At 65.5% G+C, this 15,385-nt stretch carries 15 protein-coding genes, 1 tRNA gene and 1 pseudogene; 6 read left to right on the plus strand and 11 right to left on the minus strand.

Annotation, left to right across the window (positions count from 1 at the left end; genetic code table 11):
• Positions 1–17 precede the first annotated feature (17 nt).
• Positions 18–1,397: a cystathionine beta-synthase gene (locus tag CXR00_RS02420; RefSeq protein ID WP_104052849.1), complete on the minus strand. Its 1,380-nt coding sequence runs from the start codon at positions 1,395–1,397 to the stop codon at positions 18–20.
• Positions 1,398–1,522: 125 nt separating this feature from the next.
• Between CXR00_RS02420 and CXR00_RS02425 the strand changes: the two genes are divergently transcribed.
• Complete coding sequence (locus CXR00_RS02425; protein ID WP_104052852.1) at positions 1,523–2,515, plus strand: DNA-3-methyladenine glycosylase; 993 nt, start codon at positions 1,523–1,525, stop codon at positions 2,513–2,515.
• A gap of 71 nt (positions 2,516–2,586) precedes the next feature.
• Here CXR00_RS02425 and CXR00_RS02430 read toward each other — a convergent pair whose 3' ends face one another.
• From CXR00_RS02430 to CXR00_RS02450, 5 genes are all read right to left on the minus strand, one after another.
• Positions 2,587–4,188 carry an ammonium transporter gene (locus tag CXR00_RS02430; RefSeq protein WP_104052855.1) on the minus strand — a complete coding sequence of 534 codons (1,602 nt, stop codon included), beginning with the start codon at positions 4,186–4,188 and terminating at the stop codon, positions 2,587–2,589.
• Between the two features lie 282 nt (positions 4,189–4,470).
• Positions 4,471–5,697: a formaldehyde dehydrogenase, glutathione-independent gene (gene fdhA / locus CXR00_RS02435; RefSeq protein WP_104052857.1), complete on the minus strand. Its 1,227-nt coding sequence runs from the start codon at positions 5,695–5,697 to the stop codon at positions 4,471–4,473.
• A 274-nt stretch (positions 5,698–5,971) separates the two neighbouring features.
• Positions 5,972–6,370: a thioredoxin gene (gene trxA / locus CXR00_RS02440; RefSeq protein WP_104052859.1), complete on the minus strand. Its 399-nt coding sequence runs from the start codon at positions 6,368–6,370 to the stop codon at positions 5,972–5,974.
• Positions 6,371–6,509: 139 nt separating this feature from the next.
• Positions 6,510–6,591: transfer RNA gene (locus tag CXR00_RS02445), tRNA-Tyr, on the minus strand.
• 136 nt (positions 6,592–6,727) lie between these two features.
• Entirely contained in the window at positions 6,728–7,084 is a 357-nt protein-coding gene (locus CXR00_RS02450; protein WP_146068440.1) for a hypothetical protein, read from the minus strand.
• A 127-nt stretch (positions 7,085–7,211) separates the two neighbouring features.
• Between CXR00_RS02450 and CXR00_RS02455 the strand changes: the two genes are divergently transcribed.
• Entirely contained in the window at positions 7,212–7,703 is a 492-nt protein-coding gene (locus tag CXR00_RS02455; RefSeq protein WP_104052863.1) for a YajQ family cyclic di-GMP-binding protein, read from the plus strand.
• Between the two features lie 259 nt (positions 7,704–7,962).
• Here the strand turns inward: CXR00_RS02455 and CXR00_RS02460 are convergent, their stop codons facing one another.
• From CXR00_RS02460 to CXR00_RS02470, 3 genes are all read right to left on the minus strand, one after another.
• A complete protein-coding gene (locus CXR00_RS02460; protein ID WP_104052866.1) occupies positions 7,963–8,649 on the minus strand; it encodes a histidine phosphatase family protein in 687 nt (228 codons plus the stop codon).
• A 50-nt stretch (positions 8,650–8,699) separates the two neighbouring features.
• Positions 8,700–9,572 (minus strand): zinc metalloprotease HtpX, encoded by an 873-nt coding sequence (gene htpX / locus CXR00_RS02465; protein WP_104052868.1) that lies wholly within the window; start codon positions 9,570–9,572, stop codon positions 8,700–8,702.
• A gap of 63 nt (positions 9,573–9,635) precedes the next feature.
• The gene (locus CXR00_RS02470) at positions 9,636–10,907 is read right to left on the minus strand and encodes an MFS transporter (protein WP_104052871.1); all 1,272 of its coding nucleotides are present in this window, start codon (positions 10,905–10,907) and stop codon (positions 9,636–9,638) included.
• Between the two features lie 84 nt (positions 10,908–10,991).
• On the opposite strand from CXR00_RS02470, the pseudogene CXR00_RS18710 reads away from it, so the two are divergent.
• Both CXR00_RS18710 and CXR00_RS18715 read left to right on the plus strand, forming a co-directional pair.
• A pseudogene (locus CXR00_RS18710) lies at positions 10,992–11,291 on the plus strand (MBL fold metallo-hydrolase); the annotation flags it as partial.
• Between the two features lie 31 nt (positions 11,292–11,322).
• Positions 11,323–11,769, plus strand: a complete 447-nt coding sequence (locus CXR00_RS18715) for an MBL fold metallo-hydrolase (protein ID WP_308470534.1) — start codon at positions 11,323–11,325, stop codon at positions 11,767–11,769.
• On the opposite strand, the gene CXR00_RS02480 is transcribed toward CXR00_RS18715, so the two are convergent.
• Positions 11,766–12,467 (minus strand): triacylglycerol lipase, encoded by a 702-nt coding sequence (locus CXR00_RS02480; RefSeq protein WP_181032492.1) that lies wholly within the window; start codon positions 12,465–12,467, stop codon positions 11,766–11,768. The genes CXR00_RS18715 and CXR00_RS02480 overlap by 4 nt on opposite strands.
• Positions 12,467–13,222, minus strand: a complete 756-nt coding sequence (locus tag CXR00_RS02485; RefSeq protein ID WP_146067193.1) for an alpha/beta fold hydrolase — start codon at positions 13,220–13,222, stop codon at positions 12,467–12,469. Before CXR00_RS02485 ends, CXR00_RS02480 begins: the two co-directional genes overlap by 1 nt.
• Before the next feature lie 105 nt (positions 13,223–13,327).
• On the opposite strand from CXR00_RS02485, the gene CXR00_RS02490 reads away from it, so the two are divergent.
• Positions 13,328–13,777 carry a Fur family transcriptional regulator gene (locus tag CXR00_RS02490; RefSeq protein ID WP_104052876.1) on the plus strand — a complete coding sequence of 150 codons (450 nt, stop codon included), beginning with the start codon at positions 13,328–13,330 and terminating at the stop codon, positions 13,775–13,777.
• A 32-nt stretch (positions 13,778–13,809) separates the two neighbouring features.
• Positions 13,810–15,300: a catalase gene (locus CXR00_RS02495; RefSeq protein WP_104052879.1), complete on the plus strand. Its 1,491-nt coding sequence runs from the start codon at positions 13,810–13,812 to the stop codon at positions 15,298–15,300.
• Positions 15,301–15,385: the final 85 nt, after the last annotated feature.

Raw genomic sequence — 15,385 nt, forward strand, 5'->3', positions numbered from 1 at the left:
TTCAGGATGGATGTCGGTTAGACGCTCATGTAGGACAGCAGGTCATGCCGCGTGAGTATTCCCACCGGCGCGCCCTCTGAGGTGACCATGACGGCGTCGTTCTCCTGCAGTTTTTCCTTGGCGGCAGCCACGGAGTCCCCGGCGCCGACCATCGCCAGCTGCGGTCCCATGTGGTCCCTGATGCTGTCAGTGGGCTTGGCCTCGCCGCGGAACAGCTTCTCCGTCAGCGAGCGCTCGTCCACTGATCCGAGGACCTCGCCGATGCGCACCGGCGGTTCCTGCGACAGGACCGGAATGCACGAGACGCCGTACTCGTTCAGGATGTTGATGACGTCCAGGACCGTCTCGTTGGGATGGGTGTGCACCAGGTCCGGCAGCGAGCCGTCCTTGGTGGCCAGCACGTCGCGGACGGCGGCTTCCTGCTCCGGGCCCTGCAGGAAACCGTAGGAGCGCATCCACTCATCGTTGAAGATCTTGCCCATGTAGCCGCGGCCGCTGTCCGGCAGCACCACCACCACCACGTCGTCGGGGCCCAGGTCGCGGGCAGCGCGCAGGGCCGCCACTACTGCCATGCCGGAGGAGCCGCCTACCAGCAGGCCTTCCTCCCGGGCGAGCCGGCGGGTCATGGCGAAGGACTCCGCATCGTTCACGGGAATCACCTCGTCCGGAACGGACGGGTCATAGTTGCCCGGCCACATGTCCTCGCCTACGCCCTCCACGAAGTAGGGACGTCCCGTGCCGCCGGAGTACACCGAGCCCTCCGGATCGGCGGCAATGATGCGCACCGGGCCGGTTGGACGGTCGGCGGAGATGTCCTTGAGGTAGCGGCCGGTGCCCGTGATGGTGCCGCCCGTGCCGGCGCCGGCCACGAAGTGGGTCACCGTGCCGTCGGTGTCCGCCCAGATCTCCGGTCCCGTTGACTCATAGTGGCTTTCCGGGGCGGAGGGGTTAGAGAACTGGTCCGGCTTGTAGGCGCCGGGGATTTCCCGGACCAGGCGGTCGGAGACTCCGTAGTAGGAGTCGGGGCTGTCGGGTGCGACGGCGGTGGGTGTCACCACCACTTCGGCGCCATACGCGCGAAGCACATCGCGTTTTTCCACCCCCACCTTGTCCGGCGTGACGAAGATGCAGCGGTAACCCTTTTGCTGTGCCACCAGTGCCAGGCCGACGCCGGTGTTTCCGCTGGTGGGCTCGATGATGGTGCCGCCGGGCTTCAGCTTGCCTTCCCGTTCAGCGGCCTCGATCATCCGGACCGCGATGCGGTCTTTGATGGATCCGCCCGGGTTCAGGTATTCCAGCTTCACGAGCACCGTGGCCGCGATGCCATCGGTAACGTGGTGCAGCTTCACCAGCGGGGTCTTGCCGATCAGGTCCAGGACAGTATCTGCAAACTTCATGTGCAACACGTTACTTGTTCGGTTCCACGGGTCCAGCTTTCCCCGGAACCCGGCGTAGCAAAAGCCACACCGCCCGGCCGCCTCCCCGGCCCTGAGCTGTCAGCGGTGCGTGCAACCATGGAGATATGTCCTTCTCCGTACCGGTGTCCGCCGCTGGGGGACCCGGCGCCACCGGAACCGGGCCGCTCTCCATCCTCTGGGAATCGGACCGGCCGTTGAGCCTGACCCAGTCGCTGGGCATTCTGGCCCACGGCCGAAAAGATCCGTCGGTGCGGATTGGCCCCGGGGTTGCGTGGCTGGCGTTTTCGACGCCGGAAGGGAACGCCACGCTGGCACTCAGTGAGCAGCCCGCACCGGCACCGGGCGCCCGTGTGCTGGCCCGGGCCTGGGGGCCGGGCGCCGGGGCGGCGCTGGCTGGCGTTCCGGCTCTGCTCGGGGAAGATGATGACTGGACGGCCTTTGACGACCCAGACTTCGCCGCTTCCCTCCCCGCCACAGTGGCGGAAACCCGGCGCCGGAACCCCGGACTGCGGCTGCCCAGCACCGGCCGGATGCTGGACAGCATTGTTCCCGTCATCCTGGAACAGAGGGTCACCGCCATGGAGGCCTATTACGCATGGCGGTATCTGGTGACCAAATACGGTGCCGATGCTCCGGGCCCGGCACCCGCCGGCTTGAAAGTGCCGCCCGGCGCCGAAACCTGGCGCCGGGTTCCGAGCTGGGAGTGGCACCGTGCCCGGGTGGATTTCCACCGGTCCGGCACCATTCTGCGGACCTGCGCGGCTGCCTCCGGCCTGGAACGGCTGTCCGGGGTTCCACTCGGCACGGACCTGACGGAGCGGTTGTGTTCGCTTCCCGGCATCGGCCCCTGGAGCGCCGCGGAGATCACGCAGCGCACGCATGGCGCTCCGGACTCAGTCTCCGTGGGCGACTACCATTTGGCAGCGTTCGTGGGTGAAGCGCTGACCGGGCGCAGGACGGACGACGCCGGGATGCTGGAGCTGCTGGAGCCCTGGCGGGGCCACCGGCAGCGGCTCGTGCGGCTGCTGGTGCTAAGCGGCTTCCGGAAGCAGGCCTTCGGGCCGCGGCTGGCCCCGGAGGACCACCGCGGCCGTTAGGGCACGGATTTCTCTCTGTCCCGACGCTGCCAAGACCTGCCGCGCCTGCGAAGGGTTAATCCTGCGAAGGGCTAATAGGGGGTGATCGCCAACCGGTAGATGGACGACGGCTCGGCCCCAAAGCGCTTCAGCACTGCCACCACCGCCTCCTCATGCTCGCGGTCAACGGCCACCTGTGCGCGCAGCCGATCCTCGAAGTCCATTTTCCGTTGGTCGCCGCGGAAGTTTTCCGTACGCACCCTGTCCGAGTACACCGCGGAGTCTGCCAGTTCCAGGGATCTGGCCCCGGCCAGCAACAGGGCATCGCGGAGGCCATCGATACGATCGGTGTTGACGACCGCGCTGATCAAATAGTCGGGGGCGTTGGAAGGGCTTCGAGCGCCGTCTCCGGTTGTCGAGGTCATGTCGGAGCCCCGTCCTCTGGTGGTGGGCCGTGAGGTGATCCCGCTGAGCGCGTAGGCTGAGGCGCCCTGCTGGATCTGGTCCAGGTCGTCCTGTTCCGGGCCGGGCTCGCGCAGCCCCATGGTGCGGCTGATGATCGCGGCAATTATCCAGCTCAGGATGAAGGAAAACAGGACCACGCACACAATGGCAACCACTTGGTGCCAGAGCAGCAGCCCGCCGCCCCCGTTGAACAGTCCGTCGTCGCTGGTTGCATTCACGGAGCTGTCCGCGAAGAAGCCCAGCAGGAAGGATCCCAGGACGCCGCCGATAAAGTGGACGGCGATGACGTCCAGGGCATCGTCATAGCGCAGCACGTGTTTGAGCCCCACCGCGAAGCAGCAGACGCAGCCGGCAATCAGCCCAATCAGCAGTGCTCCGCCGGTGCTGACAAAGCCGGCGCAGGGGGTGATGGTGGCCAAACCGGCAACACCCCCGGAGACCGCGCCCACCAGGGTGGAGTGGCCGCTGGTCAGGCGTTCCACCAGCAGCCAGGTCAGCATGGCGGCACCGCCTGCCACGTGTGTGTTCATCAGGGCCTGGGCCGCAATGTCATTGGCCTGGAGTCCGTCGCCGGCGTTGAATCCAAACCAGCCGAACCACAGGATGCCGCCGCCCACCAGCATGAGCGGCAGGTTGTTGGGCGAAGTCTTGAGGTTGGGCCAGCCGCGGCGTCGCCCCACGACCAGCAGCACGGCGACGGCGGCGGCTCCGGCCGAGGCGTGCACCACCATTCCTCCGGCCCAGTCCTGGGCGCCGAGCTGAGTCAGCCATCCCTTGGGATGCCAGAGCCAGCGGGCCACCTGCGGATAGACGAGGATGGACCATGCGGCCAGAAAAACGGTCCAGCCGGCGAACTTCAGCCGTCCCGCCGTCGCCCCCGTCAGCAGCGCCGGGGTGATGATGGCAAACATCATCTGGTAGGCGACGAAGGCGAGCGCGGGGATGGTTACCCCCGCCGCCACAGTGTGGAACTGGGGGGTGTCCACGTCGATCAGGGCAAACGCGTCGAACTCCCCCACCAGCGAGTTCCCCTGGTTGCTGAACGCCAGGGTGTAGCCCACCAGCACCCAGGTGACGGTGATAATGCCCAGCGGGATGATGTTCTGCATCATCATGGTCAGGACGTTGCGGACCGGAACCATGCCGCCGTAGAACAGTGCCAGCCCTGGAATCATGAACAGCACCAGGCCTGCGCAGATCAGTACCCAGGCGGTATCCGCGCCGTTCACGGCCGGCCGTCCTGCGGGAAGATTCCCCGGACCCGCTTGTCCCGGGGTATGGATTGACCGTGGAAGGTGTATCGAGCAGCAAGCTTGCAAGTGGGCATGACATCCCCGTTCCGGCTCTGCTTCAGGTGAATGGTGCGTCCGGCGCGCCGCAGACAGCGCGGTCCACCGGAGCTACGAGCTTACTTCCGCGGCCAAACCCATAAGAAGAGGACAGGTCCCTGCACGCAGCCAAAGGGCCGAAACCGTTTCCGGTTCCGGCCCTTGAACTGCCCCGCGCTGCGGTCAGGACGCCCGGGCGCCCACCATGCCGTGCGGATCGATGACGTATTTGCGCGCCACCCCGGAGTCGAATTCACGGTAGGACTCCGGAGCCTGGTCCAGGCTGATGGGCGTGGCGTTGACAGCCTTGGCGATCTGGACCTTGTCATGCAGGATCGCCATCATCAACTCCCGGTTGTACTTCATCACCGGGCACTGGCCCGTGGTGAAGGCCAATGACTTAGCCCAGCCGGTTCCCAGATCGAGGCTCAGGGAGCCCTTCTGCGCCGCCTCATCCACTCCGCCCGGATCGCCGGTGACATATAGCCCGGGAATGCCCAGGGCACCGCCTGCAGCCGTGATGTCCATCAATGAATTCAGCACCGTGGCCGGCGCTTCTGTGGCCGAACCATGGCCGTGGCCGCGTGCCTCGAACCCGACCGCGTCCACGGCGCAGTCCACTTCGGGGACGCCCAGGAGCTGTTCAATCTGGTCCTTGGGGTCTCCCAGGGACACGTCCACCGTTTCGCAGCCAAAGCTGCGGGCCTGAGCCAGACGGTCCTTGTTCAGGTCACCGACAATAACGACGGCGGCTCCCAGCAGTTGCGCTCCGGCCGCCGCGGCCAGGCCCACCGGACCGGCACCGGCGATGTAGACGGTGGATCCGACGCCGACCCCTGCAGTGACCGCCCCGTGATAGCCGGTGGGAAAAATGTCCGAGAGCATGGTCAGGTCAAGGATCTTCTCCATTGCCTGGTCCTTGTCCGGAAACCGCAGCAGATTCCAGTCCGCATACGGAACGAGCACGTATTCGGATTGGCCTCCCACCCAACCGCCCATGTCCACGTACCCGTAGGCGCTGCCCGGACGGTCCGGATTCACGTTCAGGCAGATGCCCGTTTTCCGCTCCTTACAGTTCTTGCAGCGTCCGCAGGAAATGTTGAAGGGCACCGACACCAAATCCCCCACGGAATGGAATTCCACGTCAGGGCCGGTTTCCACGATTTCTCCGGTGATCTCATGTCCCAGGATCAGGTTGGGAGGAGCGGTGGTGCGGCCGCGGACCATGTGCTGGTCCGATCCGCAGATATTGGAGGTGACCACCTTCAGGATTGCCCCGTGGGGCACCTTGCGCCCCACATTGGCGGGATTGACTCCGGGTCCGTCCCGGAGTTCAAAGGTTGGATAGTCGATGTCCTGCACTTCCACGACACCGGGTTCTATGTAGGCAACTCCGCGGTTTGAGCTCATAGGATTCTTCGCCTCGCCTTATCGTCGTTGATACGGGCCCGGGCTTCACCGATGTACGCCGTTTGGATGTACACCGTTTGCCGGAGCCGGTGCCGCCGCGGGATGCCTAGACCCTAGACCGGGACAGCGGCCGGCGCCAGAGTAACCCCGGCCGCGGCGCAACCGGTGCTGCCTGATACGACGCGCTTAACGCACACCGCGGAGGTCCCCGTTGAGGGGACCCCCGCGGTGTGCGAAGCCTGTGCCGCTCATCGGTAGCGGCGAATGTGAACGGCTAGTTGGCCTGTCCGTCGGACCCCGCTGCTGCCTGCCCGCTTTCCTGGGCCGCGATCTGCTCGTGGACAGCCTTCATGTCCAGTCCCTTGACCGCATCCACCAGTTCACTGAACTGGGAAGCGTTGAGCGCGCCGGGCTGCGAGAAGACCAGGACCTTTTCGCGGAAAGCCATCAGCGTAGGGATGGAGGTGATGCCGGCAGCAGCCGCCAGGCCCTGCTCTTTTTCGGTGTCCACCTTCGCGAAGGTGATGTCGTCATGCTTCTGGGACACGGCGTCGTACACCGGTGCGAACTGCTTGCAGGGGCCGCACCAGTCCGCCCAGAAGTCCACGAACACAATGTCGTTTTCCTCAATGGTCTCGGGGAACGTTGCCTCAGTGATGTCGATAGTTGCCATCCTTCAACGCTATCCGGGGGATGCGGAGATGTCTGCAGTTGTTCGCTCAGCGGTGAAGGCGGCAATGCGGGGCCGTGCCCCGGGCAAGAAAAAACCCGCCCCGGCCAGTTTCCTGGCGGAGCGGGCTCTTCCCGTTCGGTGGCAGATACTGGATTCGAACCAGTGAAGGCGTTGCCAGCTGATTTACAGTCAGCCCCCTTTGGCCGCTCGGGTAATCTGCCGAACATCTTCGCGATCAACATCTTCGCGGAAGACTGCCGCAAGCGACTGCGGCCTAAACAACTTTACAGAACTTTTGCCCAAGATACGAATCGGCGGCGTGAATTGCTTCCTGCCCCGCCCTGAAGGCAGTCCGGACTAGAGCCCGCGGGCAATCCGTGACTGCATCTGGGCGTAGAACGCATCGGCCTGTGCCCGGGTTACGGCCCCCCACGCGACGGCGTTGGCCAGGTCTTCCCGGATGCCCAGCAACCGGCGCTCCGCTGACGCGTGGGGAGCGGAGACTGTCTCCTCCGCGCCGGCGACCGCTGCACCCAGCCCTTCCACCGGTGTCAGGAATGACCGCAGCTCCGATGCCTGCGCGGGGGCCGCGGCAGCTCCCACACCAGTGATGGAAACCGCAGCCAGCACGGATCCTGCCGCGGCGGTGCGGAGTTTGCCCATCTGGCTTCGTCGATGACGGGAATCGGACGGAGGGTTGGCGGTGGTGTTCACCCCAATACTGTCGCCCGGAAAGATGGGACCCATCCCGGCAAAAGCTGGGTGCAGCCTGTGAGGGCTGCCACGGATGCCCGGACCTACTAGGCTGGATGCAGGAGAAAAACTACTGCAAGGAGCGCACATGGCCAGCGAGTCATCATTTGATGTTGTGAGCAAGATCGACAAACAGGAAGTTGCCAACGCCATGAACCAGGCGCAGAAGGAACTGTCCCAGCGCTACGATTTCAAGGGTGTCGGCGCCGAGGTGGACTTCAGCGGCGAGAAGATCCTCATGAAGGCCAACTCCGAGGAACGCGTCATGGCGGTACTCGACGTCCTGCAGTCCAAGCTGGTCCGTCGCGGCATTTCCCTGAAGTCCCTGGATGCCGGCGAGCCGTTTGCCTCCGGCAAGGAGTACCGGATTGAAGCCTCCATGAAGGAAGGCATCGCCCAGGACCAGGCCAAGAAGATCAACAAGATCATCCGCGACGAAGGCCCCAAGGGCGTGAACTCCCGAATCCAGGGCGACGAGCTGCGTGTGACATCCAAGTCCCGCGACGACCTGCAGGCGACCATGGCCCTGCTCAAGGGTGCCGACGTGGACGTGGACCTGCAGTTCATCAACTTCCGCTAGGCCTTCTGCGGCTGCTGCGGCAGCCGGTTATCCAGAAAGTACGACGACGGCGCCGCTCCCCTTGTTGGGGTGCGGCGCCGTCGCCTTGTCCGGGCATCTCCCTGCAGCACCAGTTCAGCCGGGCAGATCCGGGGGGTCCCGCCTGATCAGACGCCGCCGCTGTCTCTGGTGCAGATAAAGGGCTCACCAGCTCCGGAGAACCCCTTATCTGTGCGAAGGATCGTCTGCGTCCCGGTTCGTGCCTAGAGCTTCTTCGTGCTTAGAGCTTCACATCTTCGCCGGCGGGACCGTCCTCGCCGTAGTCCCTCAGGGCGCTGCCGCCCACTGCCTCACCCATCCAGGTGAGCAGCTTCCATGAGCCCTTCGTGCCTTGGCCGTCGCCGTCGCCGTCGACCCGGTCCATCACAGCCACGCCGGTGTTGCTCAGCGCGTTCTCCACGATGAAGTCGGGCTCCACATTCTCCGCCCGGGCTGTGCACCAGGCGCGGATCATGGCGCCGTGGCTGACCACCACAGGGTTTTTCAGTCCGGCTGACTGTAATTCTTCGATCACTGCGTCAAACCGCGCGAAGGTTTCATGGCCGTCGGGTCCGCCGGGCATGTGCACTCCCAGATCTCCCCGAACCCAGCTGTAGACGGTTTTGAGGTAGGCAATGACGGCGTCGCGGTCATTGCGCATTTCCAGATCGCCGGCAGAGATCTCCCGCAGCCCTGGGCGAACCTCCACGGGCAGGCCCAGAGCTGCGGCCAACGGATCAGCAGTGAGCTGGGTCCGGACCAGGTTGGAGGCAAAGATGCCGTCGATGGGCTCATGGCCCAGGACTTCCGGCAACGCTGCTGCCTGGGCAAGGCCCAGCTCCGTCAACCCCGGACCGGGGACATCAGTGTCCAGGAAATGGTGCTCATTGGAGGGAGTCTGGCCGTGGCGGACAAGAATGAGGCGCATGCCTGAGAGCCTACCCTTCGTCCGCCGGCCGGCGAGGACGAGAGCAGCGGTCAGGATCCGAGCGGACGTCCGGCCATGTTTTCCAGCCGGCGGATGCGGTCGGCCATGGGCGGGTGGGTGGCCATCAGCCCGCGGACGCCGTTCCGGAAGGGGTTGGCGATCATCAGGTGCGAGGTGTTGACCAACCGCTGGTCATTGTTCGGCAGCGGTGCACGCTGGGTTCCGCTTTCGAGCTTGCGCAGTGCGGAGGCGAGCGCCAACGGATCGTCGGTGAGCTTGGCGCCATCTTCATCGGCGTCGTATTCCCTCGTCCGGCCAATCGCCATCTGGATCAGCGACGCGGCGAACGGGGCCAGAACAGCCATCGCGATCATGGCCAGCGGGTTGGCGTTGCGGCGGTCACCGCCACCGAAGAACAGCAGGAACTGCCCCAGTGAGGTAATGACGCCGGCGATGGCGGCCGCCACCGAGGATGTCAGGATGTCCCGGTTGTAGACGTGCATGAGCTCGTGGCCCAGCACTCCGCGCAGCTCCCGCTCGTCGAGCAGCGTCAAAATGCCCTCGGTGCAGCAGACAGCCGCATGCTGCGGGTTGCGGCCGGTGGCAAACGCGTTGGGTGCCATGGTGGGTGAAATGTAGAGCTTGGGCATCGGCTGACCGGCGCGGGCCGAGAGCTCCCGCACGATGCGGTACATCTGAGGAGCCTGCTGTTCGGTGACGGGAATGGCCCGCATGGCGCGGATGGCAAGCTTGTCACTGTTCCAGTAGCTGTATGCGGTGGTGGCCAGCCCGATGAACAGGAAGATCCAGATGAACGAGGAGCTGCCGGTTCCGCTGGAAAGCAGGGCGCCTATGCCCAGCAGCACGGCGAAGAGCACACCGAACAACGCGGCGGTCTTCAGTCCGTTGAAGTGTTGATGCACTTAGGTGGTCCTTTCGTCAGTGGATTCACCGATATCAACGTTTCACGGGGCGCGTCTGTTCCGCTAGGGCTCGGGGTGCCGGGCGTCGTACCGGGCGAAGCGCGGCTGGCTCCGGGCCAGCACTCCCACCAGGACCACGCAGACCAGGCCACCGATAACCGCTGCCCATCCTTCGCCCAGGAAGGAGGCGTCGACGCCGGCCACCAGGTCACCCAGGCGCGGGCCTCCGGCCACCACCACCACGAACACCCCCTGCAGCCGCCCGCGCATGGCGTCCGGCGTCGCGGACTGCAGGATCGTGGAACGGAAGACTCCGCTGACGGAATCGGCGATGCCCGCACACGCCATGGCGATGGCAGCCGGGATGAGCCATGCGGTGGGTTCGGCGCCGTCGTTCCGTCCGGCCATCACCACCACCACACCGAACGCGGACACGGACAGCCCCCACGCCACCACGGACCACAGCACCGCCAGCCCCTGCCGGCGCACCGCGCCGAGTGGCCCGGAAAAGAGACCGGCGAGGAAAGCGCCCACGGCGGTGGCTGCCAGCAGCACCCCCACCGTTGTGGCTCCCCCGCCCAGCAGCACGGCTCCGATGGCGGGCAGCAGCGCCCGGGGCTGGGCCATGACCATGGCGGCAAGGTCCACCAGGAAGGTCATGCGGATGTTGGGCCGGGTCGCCAGGAAGCGGAAGCCCTCCAGCACCGATTTCAGGCCAGCCTTCTGCACCTCACCAACGGGCGGCATCGGGTCCAGCCGGTACACCGCCCACATTGCGGCGGTGAAGGTGACGACGTCGACGGTGTAGGTCCAGCCGTAGCCGACCCTGGCCACCAGGACACCGGCCAGCAGGGGGCCGATGGTCATGGCCAGGCCGAAGGTGATCATGCTGAGGGCATTGGCGGCCGGCAGCAGCTCGGGCCGCACCAGCCTGGGAATGATGGCGCTGCGTGCGGGATGGTTTAGCCCGCCGGCACCGGCGTTGACTGCCACCAGGGCATAGAGCAGCCAGATGTTGCCCAGTCCCGCCCAGGCCTGGGCGGCAATGCCGATCGTGGACAGCCACAGCAGAACGGAGGAGAACAGGGCCACTTTGCGGCGGTCGTACGCATCCACCACGGAGCCGCCGTAGAGCCCGGCCAGCACCAGCGGAACCAGCCCCACCAACCCGAGCAGTCCCACATAAAAACTCGACTGGGTCAGGGAATAGACCTCCAGGCTGACGGCCACCAGCGTCAGCTGGGTGCCGACGGCGGAAAGCGCCGTTCCGGTCCAGAGGCGGCGGAAATCCGGGCTTTCACGCAGCGGGGTCAGGTCAGCGAGGAGTTTTGGCACCCGAGCAGTCTAAGCCGGAGGCCGCCGGGCCCTCTTACAGGCGCCTCCGGCGGGTTGCCGGCACCGATAGACAGCACCCTTACGATGGAGGAAAAGCCGCGAATCCTTGGAGGTCACGTGTTTACCCGGAACGTTGCAGAGGGAATCCACCGCATCGAACATGCCTACGTCAACACCTACCTGGTGGAAGACGACGGCGGCCTGGCCATCATCGATGCCGGCCTGCCCGGCATGTGGCCGGAGCTGTCCCGGGCCGTCCGCGAATTGGGCTACGGGCCGGGATCCGTGTCGGCGCTGGTGCTGACCCACGCGCATTTCGACCATGTAGGCTCAGCCGCCAAAATCCGGCGGGAGTTCCGGACGCCAATTTTGGTGCACGACGACGACCGGTACATTGCGGCCCACCCCTACCGATATGAGCATGAGAACAAACAGGTTCCTCTATCCCGTCCGCTACCCCGCGTCGATCCCCTACCTGGGCGCCATGACCCTGGCGGGAGCACTGAACGTCCGCGGTGTCACCGATGTGCACAGCCTCGGGGAAGACACCGGCTCCACCCTTCCCGGAACACCGCGCATCATCCATACACCCGGGCACACTGCCGGGCACGTTGCCCTGCACTATCCGGACCGGGGCGTGCTGATCTGCGGGGATTCCTTGGTGACGCTCAACCCGTATACCGGGACCAAGGGGCCGCAGATCGTTTCCGGAGCGGCCACCGCCAACAGCCCGGAGGCGCTTCGATCCCTGGAACTGCTGGCCGCTACCGGAGCCGGCACGCTGTTGACCGGCCACGGTGAGCCCTGGACCGGCGGTGCCGAGGCCGCCGTCGAGCAGGCGCTGGCGCGCGGGGCGTCCTAAGGTTCGCGCTCGACTTCCTGTTTCAGCACATCCAGCAGCCGGGGATCGCCGATGGGACGAAAGTGCCCCATCGTTTCGAGCTGGATATTCCGCGCTCCGGGCAGGGAACTGCCGCCGGGAATGTGGGGGTCAAAGCGGCTGTACACGGAGGTGATGCGCGCGTTGACGTCGCTGCTGCCCTGGAGCTTGAGCAGCAGCTTGTCGCGCGGCGAAAAGGCGCGGATGGACGGAACAAAGAAAAAGCGCGCGTAGACGGAGCCGGAAAAGGGTGTGTTGACGGCGACCATGTGGTCCACCCGCCGGGCACCTTCCGGCAGCAGCATCAGTTGCTTGCCGATGAGGCCGCCCTTGCTGTGGGCCACAACGATTACATCGCTAAGGTCCCGTTCCACGAGATACTGCTGGACCAGTTCCGCCATGCGGTCGATCCGGCCCCGGTTGAAGCCCAGCGGCGCCACTGTGTGAACCGGATGCCCCCAGGAAGACAGTGCCTCCGCCAGCGGGCGCAGGAACTGCCAGTTCTCGTACACCCCGGGAATCAGGACGACCGGGCGTCCCGCCGCACCGGCCTCCGGTACCAGGTACTCGGACGGATCCTTGCGGAACAGGAACCCGTTCACCTGCCAAAACCCCACATAGGCGTAGTCCGCTGCCCAGGCCCTGGCAAGCGCCGCCCGGCGGCGCATCCGCTGCGGCATCACTGCCGGCGTGCTGCTTCCCGAAGGAGTGCCGCGGTCTGCGCCGGCTCGGTGTACATGCACACGTGCGGCTGGCCGGGCAGCTCCACGGCAACCGCTCCGGGGCGCGCAGCGGCCAGTTCCCGCAGCCAGCGGGCGGGAACAATGGGGTCCCTGGCGCCGCGGACGAGAGTCACCGGCGCCTGGACCCTGCCGATGCGCTCCTCGAGCCGGTGCCGCACCATCTTCGGCATGGTGCGCAGGTACCAGCGGGGACCGGCCCGCAGATAGTCGGTCAGCAGAATCCAGTTGATCACCGGAGGTTCCCGCAGGCAGTCCTGCGCCAGCCGCAGTCCCTGCAGCACGGCATGGCGTTCCCCGCTGTTGGTCGTGGGCCCCATCAGTACCACGGAGGTCACCAGGTCCGGCGCGCACAGCGCCATTTCCGTCACCACCTGGCAACCCATGGAATGGCCCACCCACTGGGCGGGACCGATCCCGGCGGCCCGCAGGGCATCGCAGCTGATCTGTGCAAAGCCGGCCATGTCCAGACCGTGGTGCGGTGTGGATGCGGACCCGAAACCCGGCATTTCCAGCGTATGTACCGTGGAATCCTTCGCCAGTTCGTCCACCAGCCGGGAAAAATAGCGCCCGGAGGCTCCCAGGCCGTGCACCAGCACCATCTGATCGGCCCCGGACCCGTAGGTGCGGATGTCGACGTCGTACTCTCCCACCCGCACGCGCTTATGGGTTGGCTGTGCCTTGGTACCTGTCAAAGGATTCCCCTGTATTGAACGTCGGTCCGAACTCCTGAGACCACACTAGTGGGCAGGCTCGAGTCTTATTATGAATTATTCATAATAAGTGGTTAGCTAGTGGCCATGACATCGACAGCAGCCACCGCAGAGACCACCGCACGGTGGTCCGAAGCGCTGCGCACCCACGGTCGTCGGGTCACTAAGCAGCGGCTGGCGGTCCTCACCGCCGTCGAACATCACCCCCATGCCGTGGCCGACGACGTCGCCGCCGCAGCACGCGGGGAGCTTCCGGACATCAGCCTGCAGTCGGTCTATGTGGTCCTGGCGGACCTGACCGAGACCGGGCTGCTGCGGAAGATCGAGCCGCCGCACTCCCCCGCCCGGTACGAGACCCGCGTGGATGACAACCATCACCACGCGATCTGCACCGGCTGCGGACGGATCGAGGACGTGGACTGCGCAGTGGGGCACGCGCCTTGCCTGACGCCGGAGAACACCCACGGCATGACCATCCAAATTGCGGATGTGCTCTACCGGGGGCTCTGCGCAGACTGCGCCGGCCAAGCTTCCTGACGTCATCTGAACACCCTTAAGAAAGAGAGAGCATGTCGAATTTCACCACCACCCAGACCGGCACACCGGTTGGCAGCGATGCCAACTCGCTGAGCGCCGGCCCCAACGGAGCCATCGCCCTGCACGACCGTTACCTGGTCGAGAAGCTGGCCCAGTTCAACCGTGAGCGCATCCCGGAGCGCATCGTGCACGCCAAGGGTGGCGGCGCATTCGGCGAGTTCGTTGTCACCGAGGATGTTTCCAAGTACACGCGTGCCGCTGTCTTCCAGCCGGGCACCGTAACGGAAACCGTCCAGCGCTTCTCCTCGGTGGCCGGCGAGCAGGGCTCCCCCGACACCTGGCGCGACGTTCGCGGCTTCGCACTGCGTTTCTACACCTCCGAGGGTAACTACGACATCGTGGGCAACAACACCCCGGTGTTCTTCATCCGCGACGGCATCAAGTTCCCCGACTTCATCCACTCGCAGAAGCGCCTCCCGGGCTCCGGCCTGCGTGACGCTGACATGCAGTGGGATTTCTGGACCAACTCCCCCGAGTCCGCACACCAGGTCACGTACCTGATGGGTGACCGCGGCATCCCGACGTCGTGGCGTGAAATGCCCGGCTTCGGCTCGCACACCTACCAGTGGATCAACGCCGCCGGCGAGCGTTTCTGGGTGAAGTACCACTTCACGTCCAACCAGGGCAACCACGAGATCAACGGTGCCGAGGCAGAGAAGATTGCCGGCGCCGACGCCGACTACTACCGCCGCGACCTGTACGAGGCCATCGCCGAAGGCAACTTCCCGTCCTGGGACCTGCACGTCCAGGTCATGCCGTACGAAGATGCCAAGACCTACCGGTTCAACCCGTTCGACCTGACCAAGGTCTGGCCGCACGCGGACTACCCGCTGATCAAGGTGGGTACCCACACCCTGAACCGCAACCCGGAGAACTTCTTCGCGCAGATCGAGCAGGTTGCCCTCTCCCCCGCGAACCTGGTTCCCGGCATTGACGCCAGCCCGGACAAGATGCTGATGGCCCGCATCTTCTCCTACCCGGATGCACAGCGTTACCGCATCGGCGCCAACTACAACCAGCTGCCGGTGAACTCGCCGAAGGCTCCGGTTAACAACTACTCGCAGGACGGCGCCATGCGCTTCTCCTACAACTCCCCCGAGACCCCGGTCTACGCGCCCAACACCCTGGGCGGCCCCGTAGCCGATGCCGCACTTGCCGGCGAGGGCTCCTGGGAGAGCGACGGCTCGCTGGTCCGCGCCGCCGCTACCCTGCACTCCGAGGACAGCGACTTCGGCCAGGCCGGCACGCTGTACCGCGAGGTGTTCGACGACGCTGCCAAGGAGCGTTTCCTGGAAACGATCACCGGTGCCGTCTCCGGCGTTCAGCGCCCGCACATCCGCGAAGCTGCGATCCAGTACTGGACCAACGTTGACGCGACCCTGGGCGAGAAGCTGCGCCTGAACCTCGCTTCCGGCGAGACGACGCCGATCGAGAAGGCCGAGTTCGTGGGCGTTGCCGACTAACTCCGGATACTCCGGCAACCGCTTCGGTGGTTGGTGAAATGACATGAGCGGCCGGTCCCTTCGGGGCCGGCCGCTTTTGTGTAAT

This window comes from Arthrobacter sp. 9E16, from assembly GCF_002929435.1.
Taxonomy (GTDB): domain Bacteria; phylum Actinomycetota; class Actinomycetes; order Actinomycetales; family Micrococcaceae; genus Arthrobacter_B; species Arthrobacter_B sunyaminii.

Excerpts from the sequence above, each read along its gene's own strand:
- CXR00_RS02455 (WP_104052863.1), top strand. The coding sequence starts at position 7,212 with ATGGCCAGCGAGTCATCATTTGATGTTGTGAGCAAGATCGACAAACAG.
- trxA (WP_104052859.1), bottom strand. The coding sequence starts at position 6,370 with ATGGCAACTATCGACATCACTGAGGCAACGTTCCCCGAGACCATTGAG.
- CXR00_RS02480 (WP_181032492.1), bottom strand. The coding sequence starts at position 12,467 with ATGCCGCAGCGGATGCGCCGCCGGGCGGCGCTTGCCAGGGCCTGGGCA.
- CXR00_RS02495 (WP_104052879.1), top strand. The coding sequence starts at position 13,810 with ATGTCGAATTTCACCACCACCCAGACCGGCACACCGGTTGGCAGCGAT.
- CXR00_RS02420 (WP_104052849.1), bottom strand. The coding sequence starts at position 1,397 with ATGAAGTTTGCAGATACTGTCCTGGACCTGATCGGCAAGACCCCGCTG.
- CXR00_RS02490 (WP_104052876.1), top strand. The coding sequence starts at position 13,328 with ATGACATCGACAGCAGCCACCGCAGAGACCACCGCACGGTGGTCCGAA.
- CXR00_RS18715 (WP_308470534.1), top strand. The coding sequence starts at position 11,323 with ATGAGCATGAGAACAAACAGGTTCCTCTATCCCGTCCGCTACCCCGCG.
- CXR00_RS02460 (WP_104052866.1), bottom strand. The coding sequence starts at position 8,649 with ATGCGCCTCATTCTTGTCCGCCACGGCCAGACTCCCTCCAATGAGCAC.
- fdhA (WP_104052857.1), bottom strand. The coding sequence starts at position 5,697 with ATGAGCTCAAACCGCGGAGTTGCCTACATAGAACCCGGTGTCGTGGAA.
- CXR00_RS02425 (WP_104052852.1), top strand. The coding sequence starts at position 1,523 with ATGTCCTTCTCCGTACCGGTGTCCGCCGCTGGGGGACCCGGCGCCACC.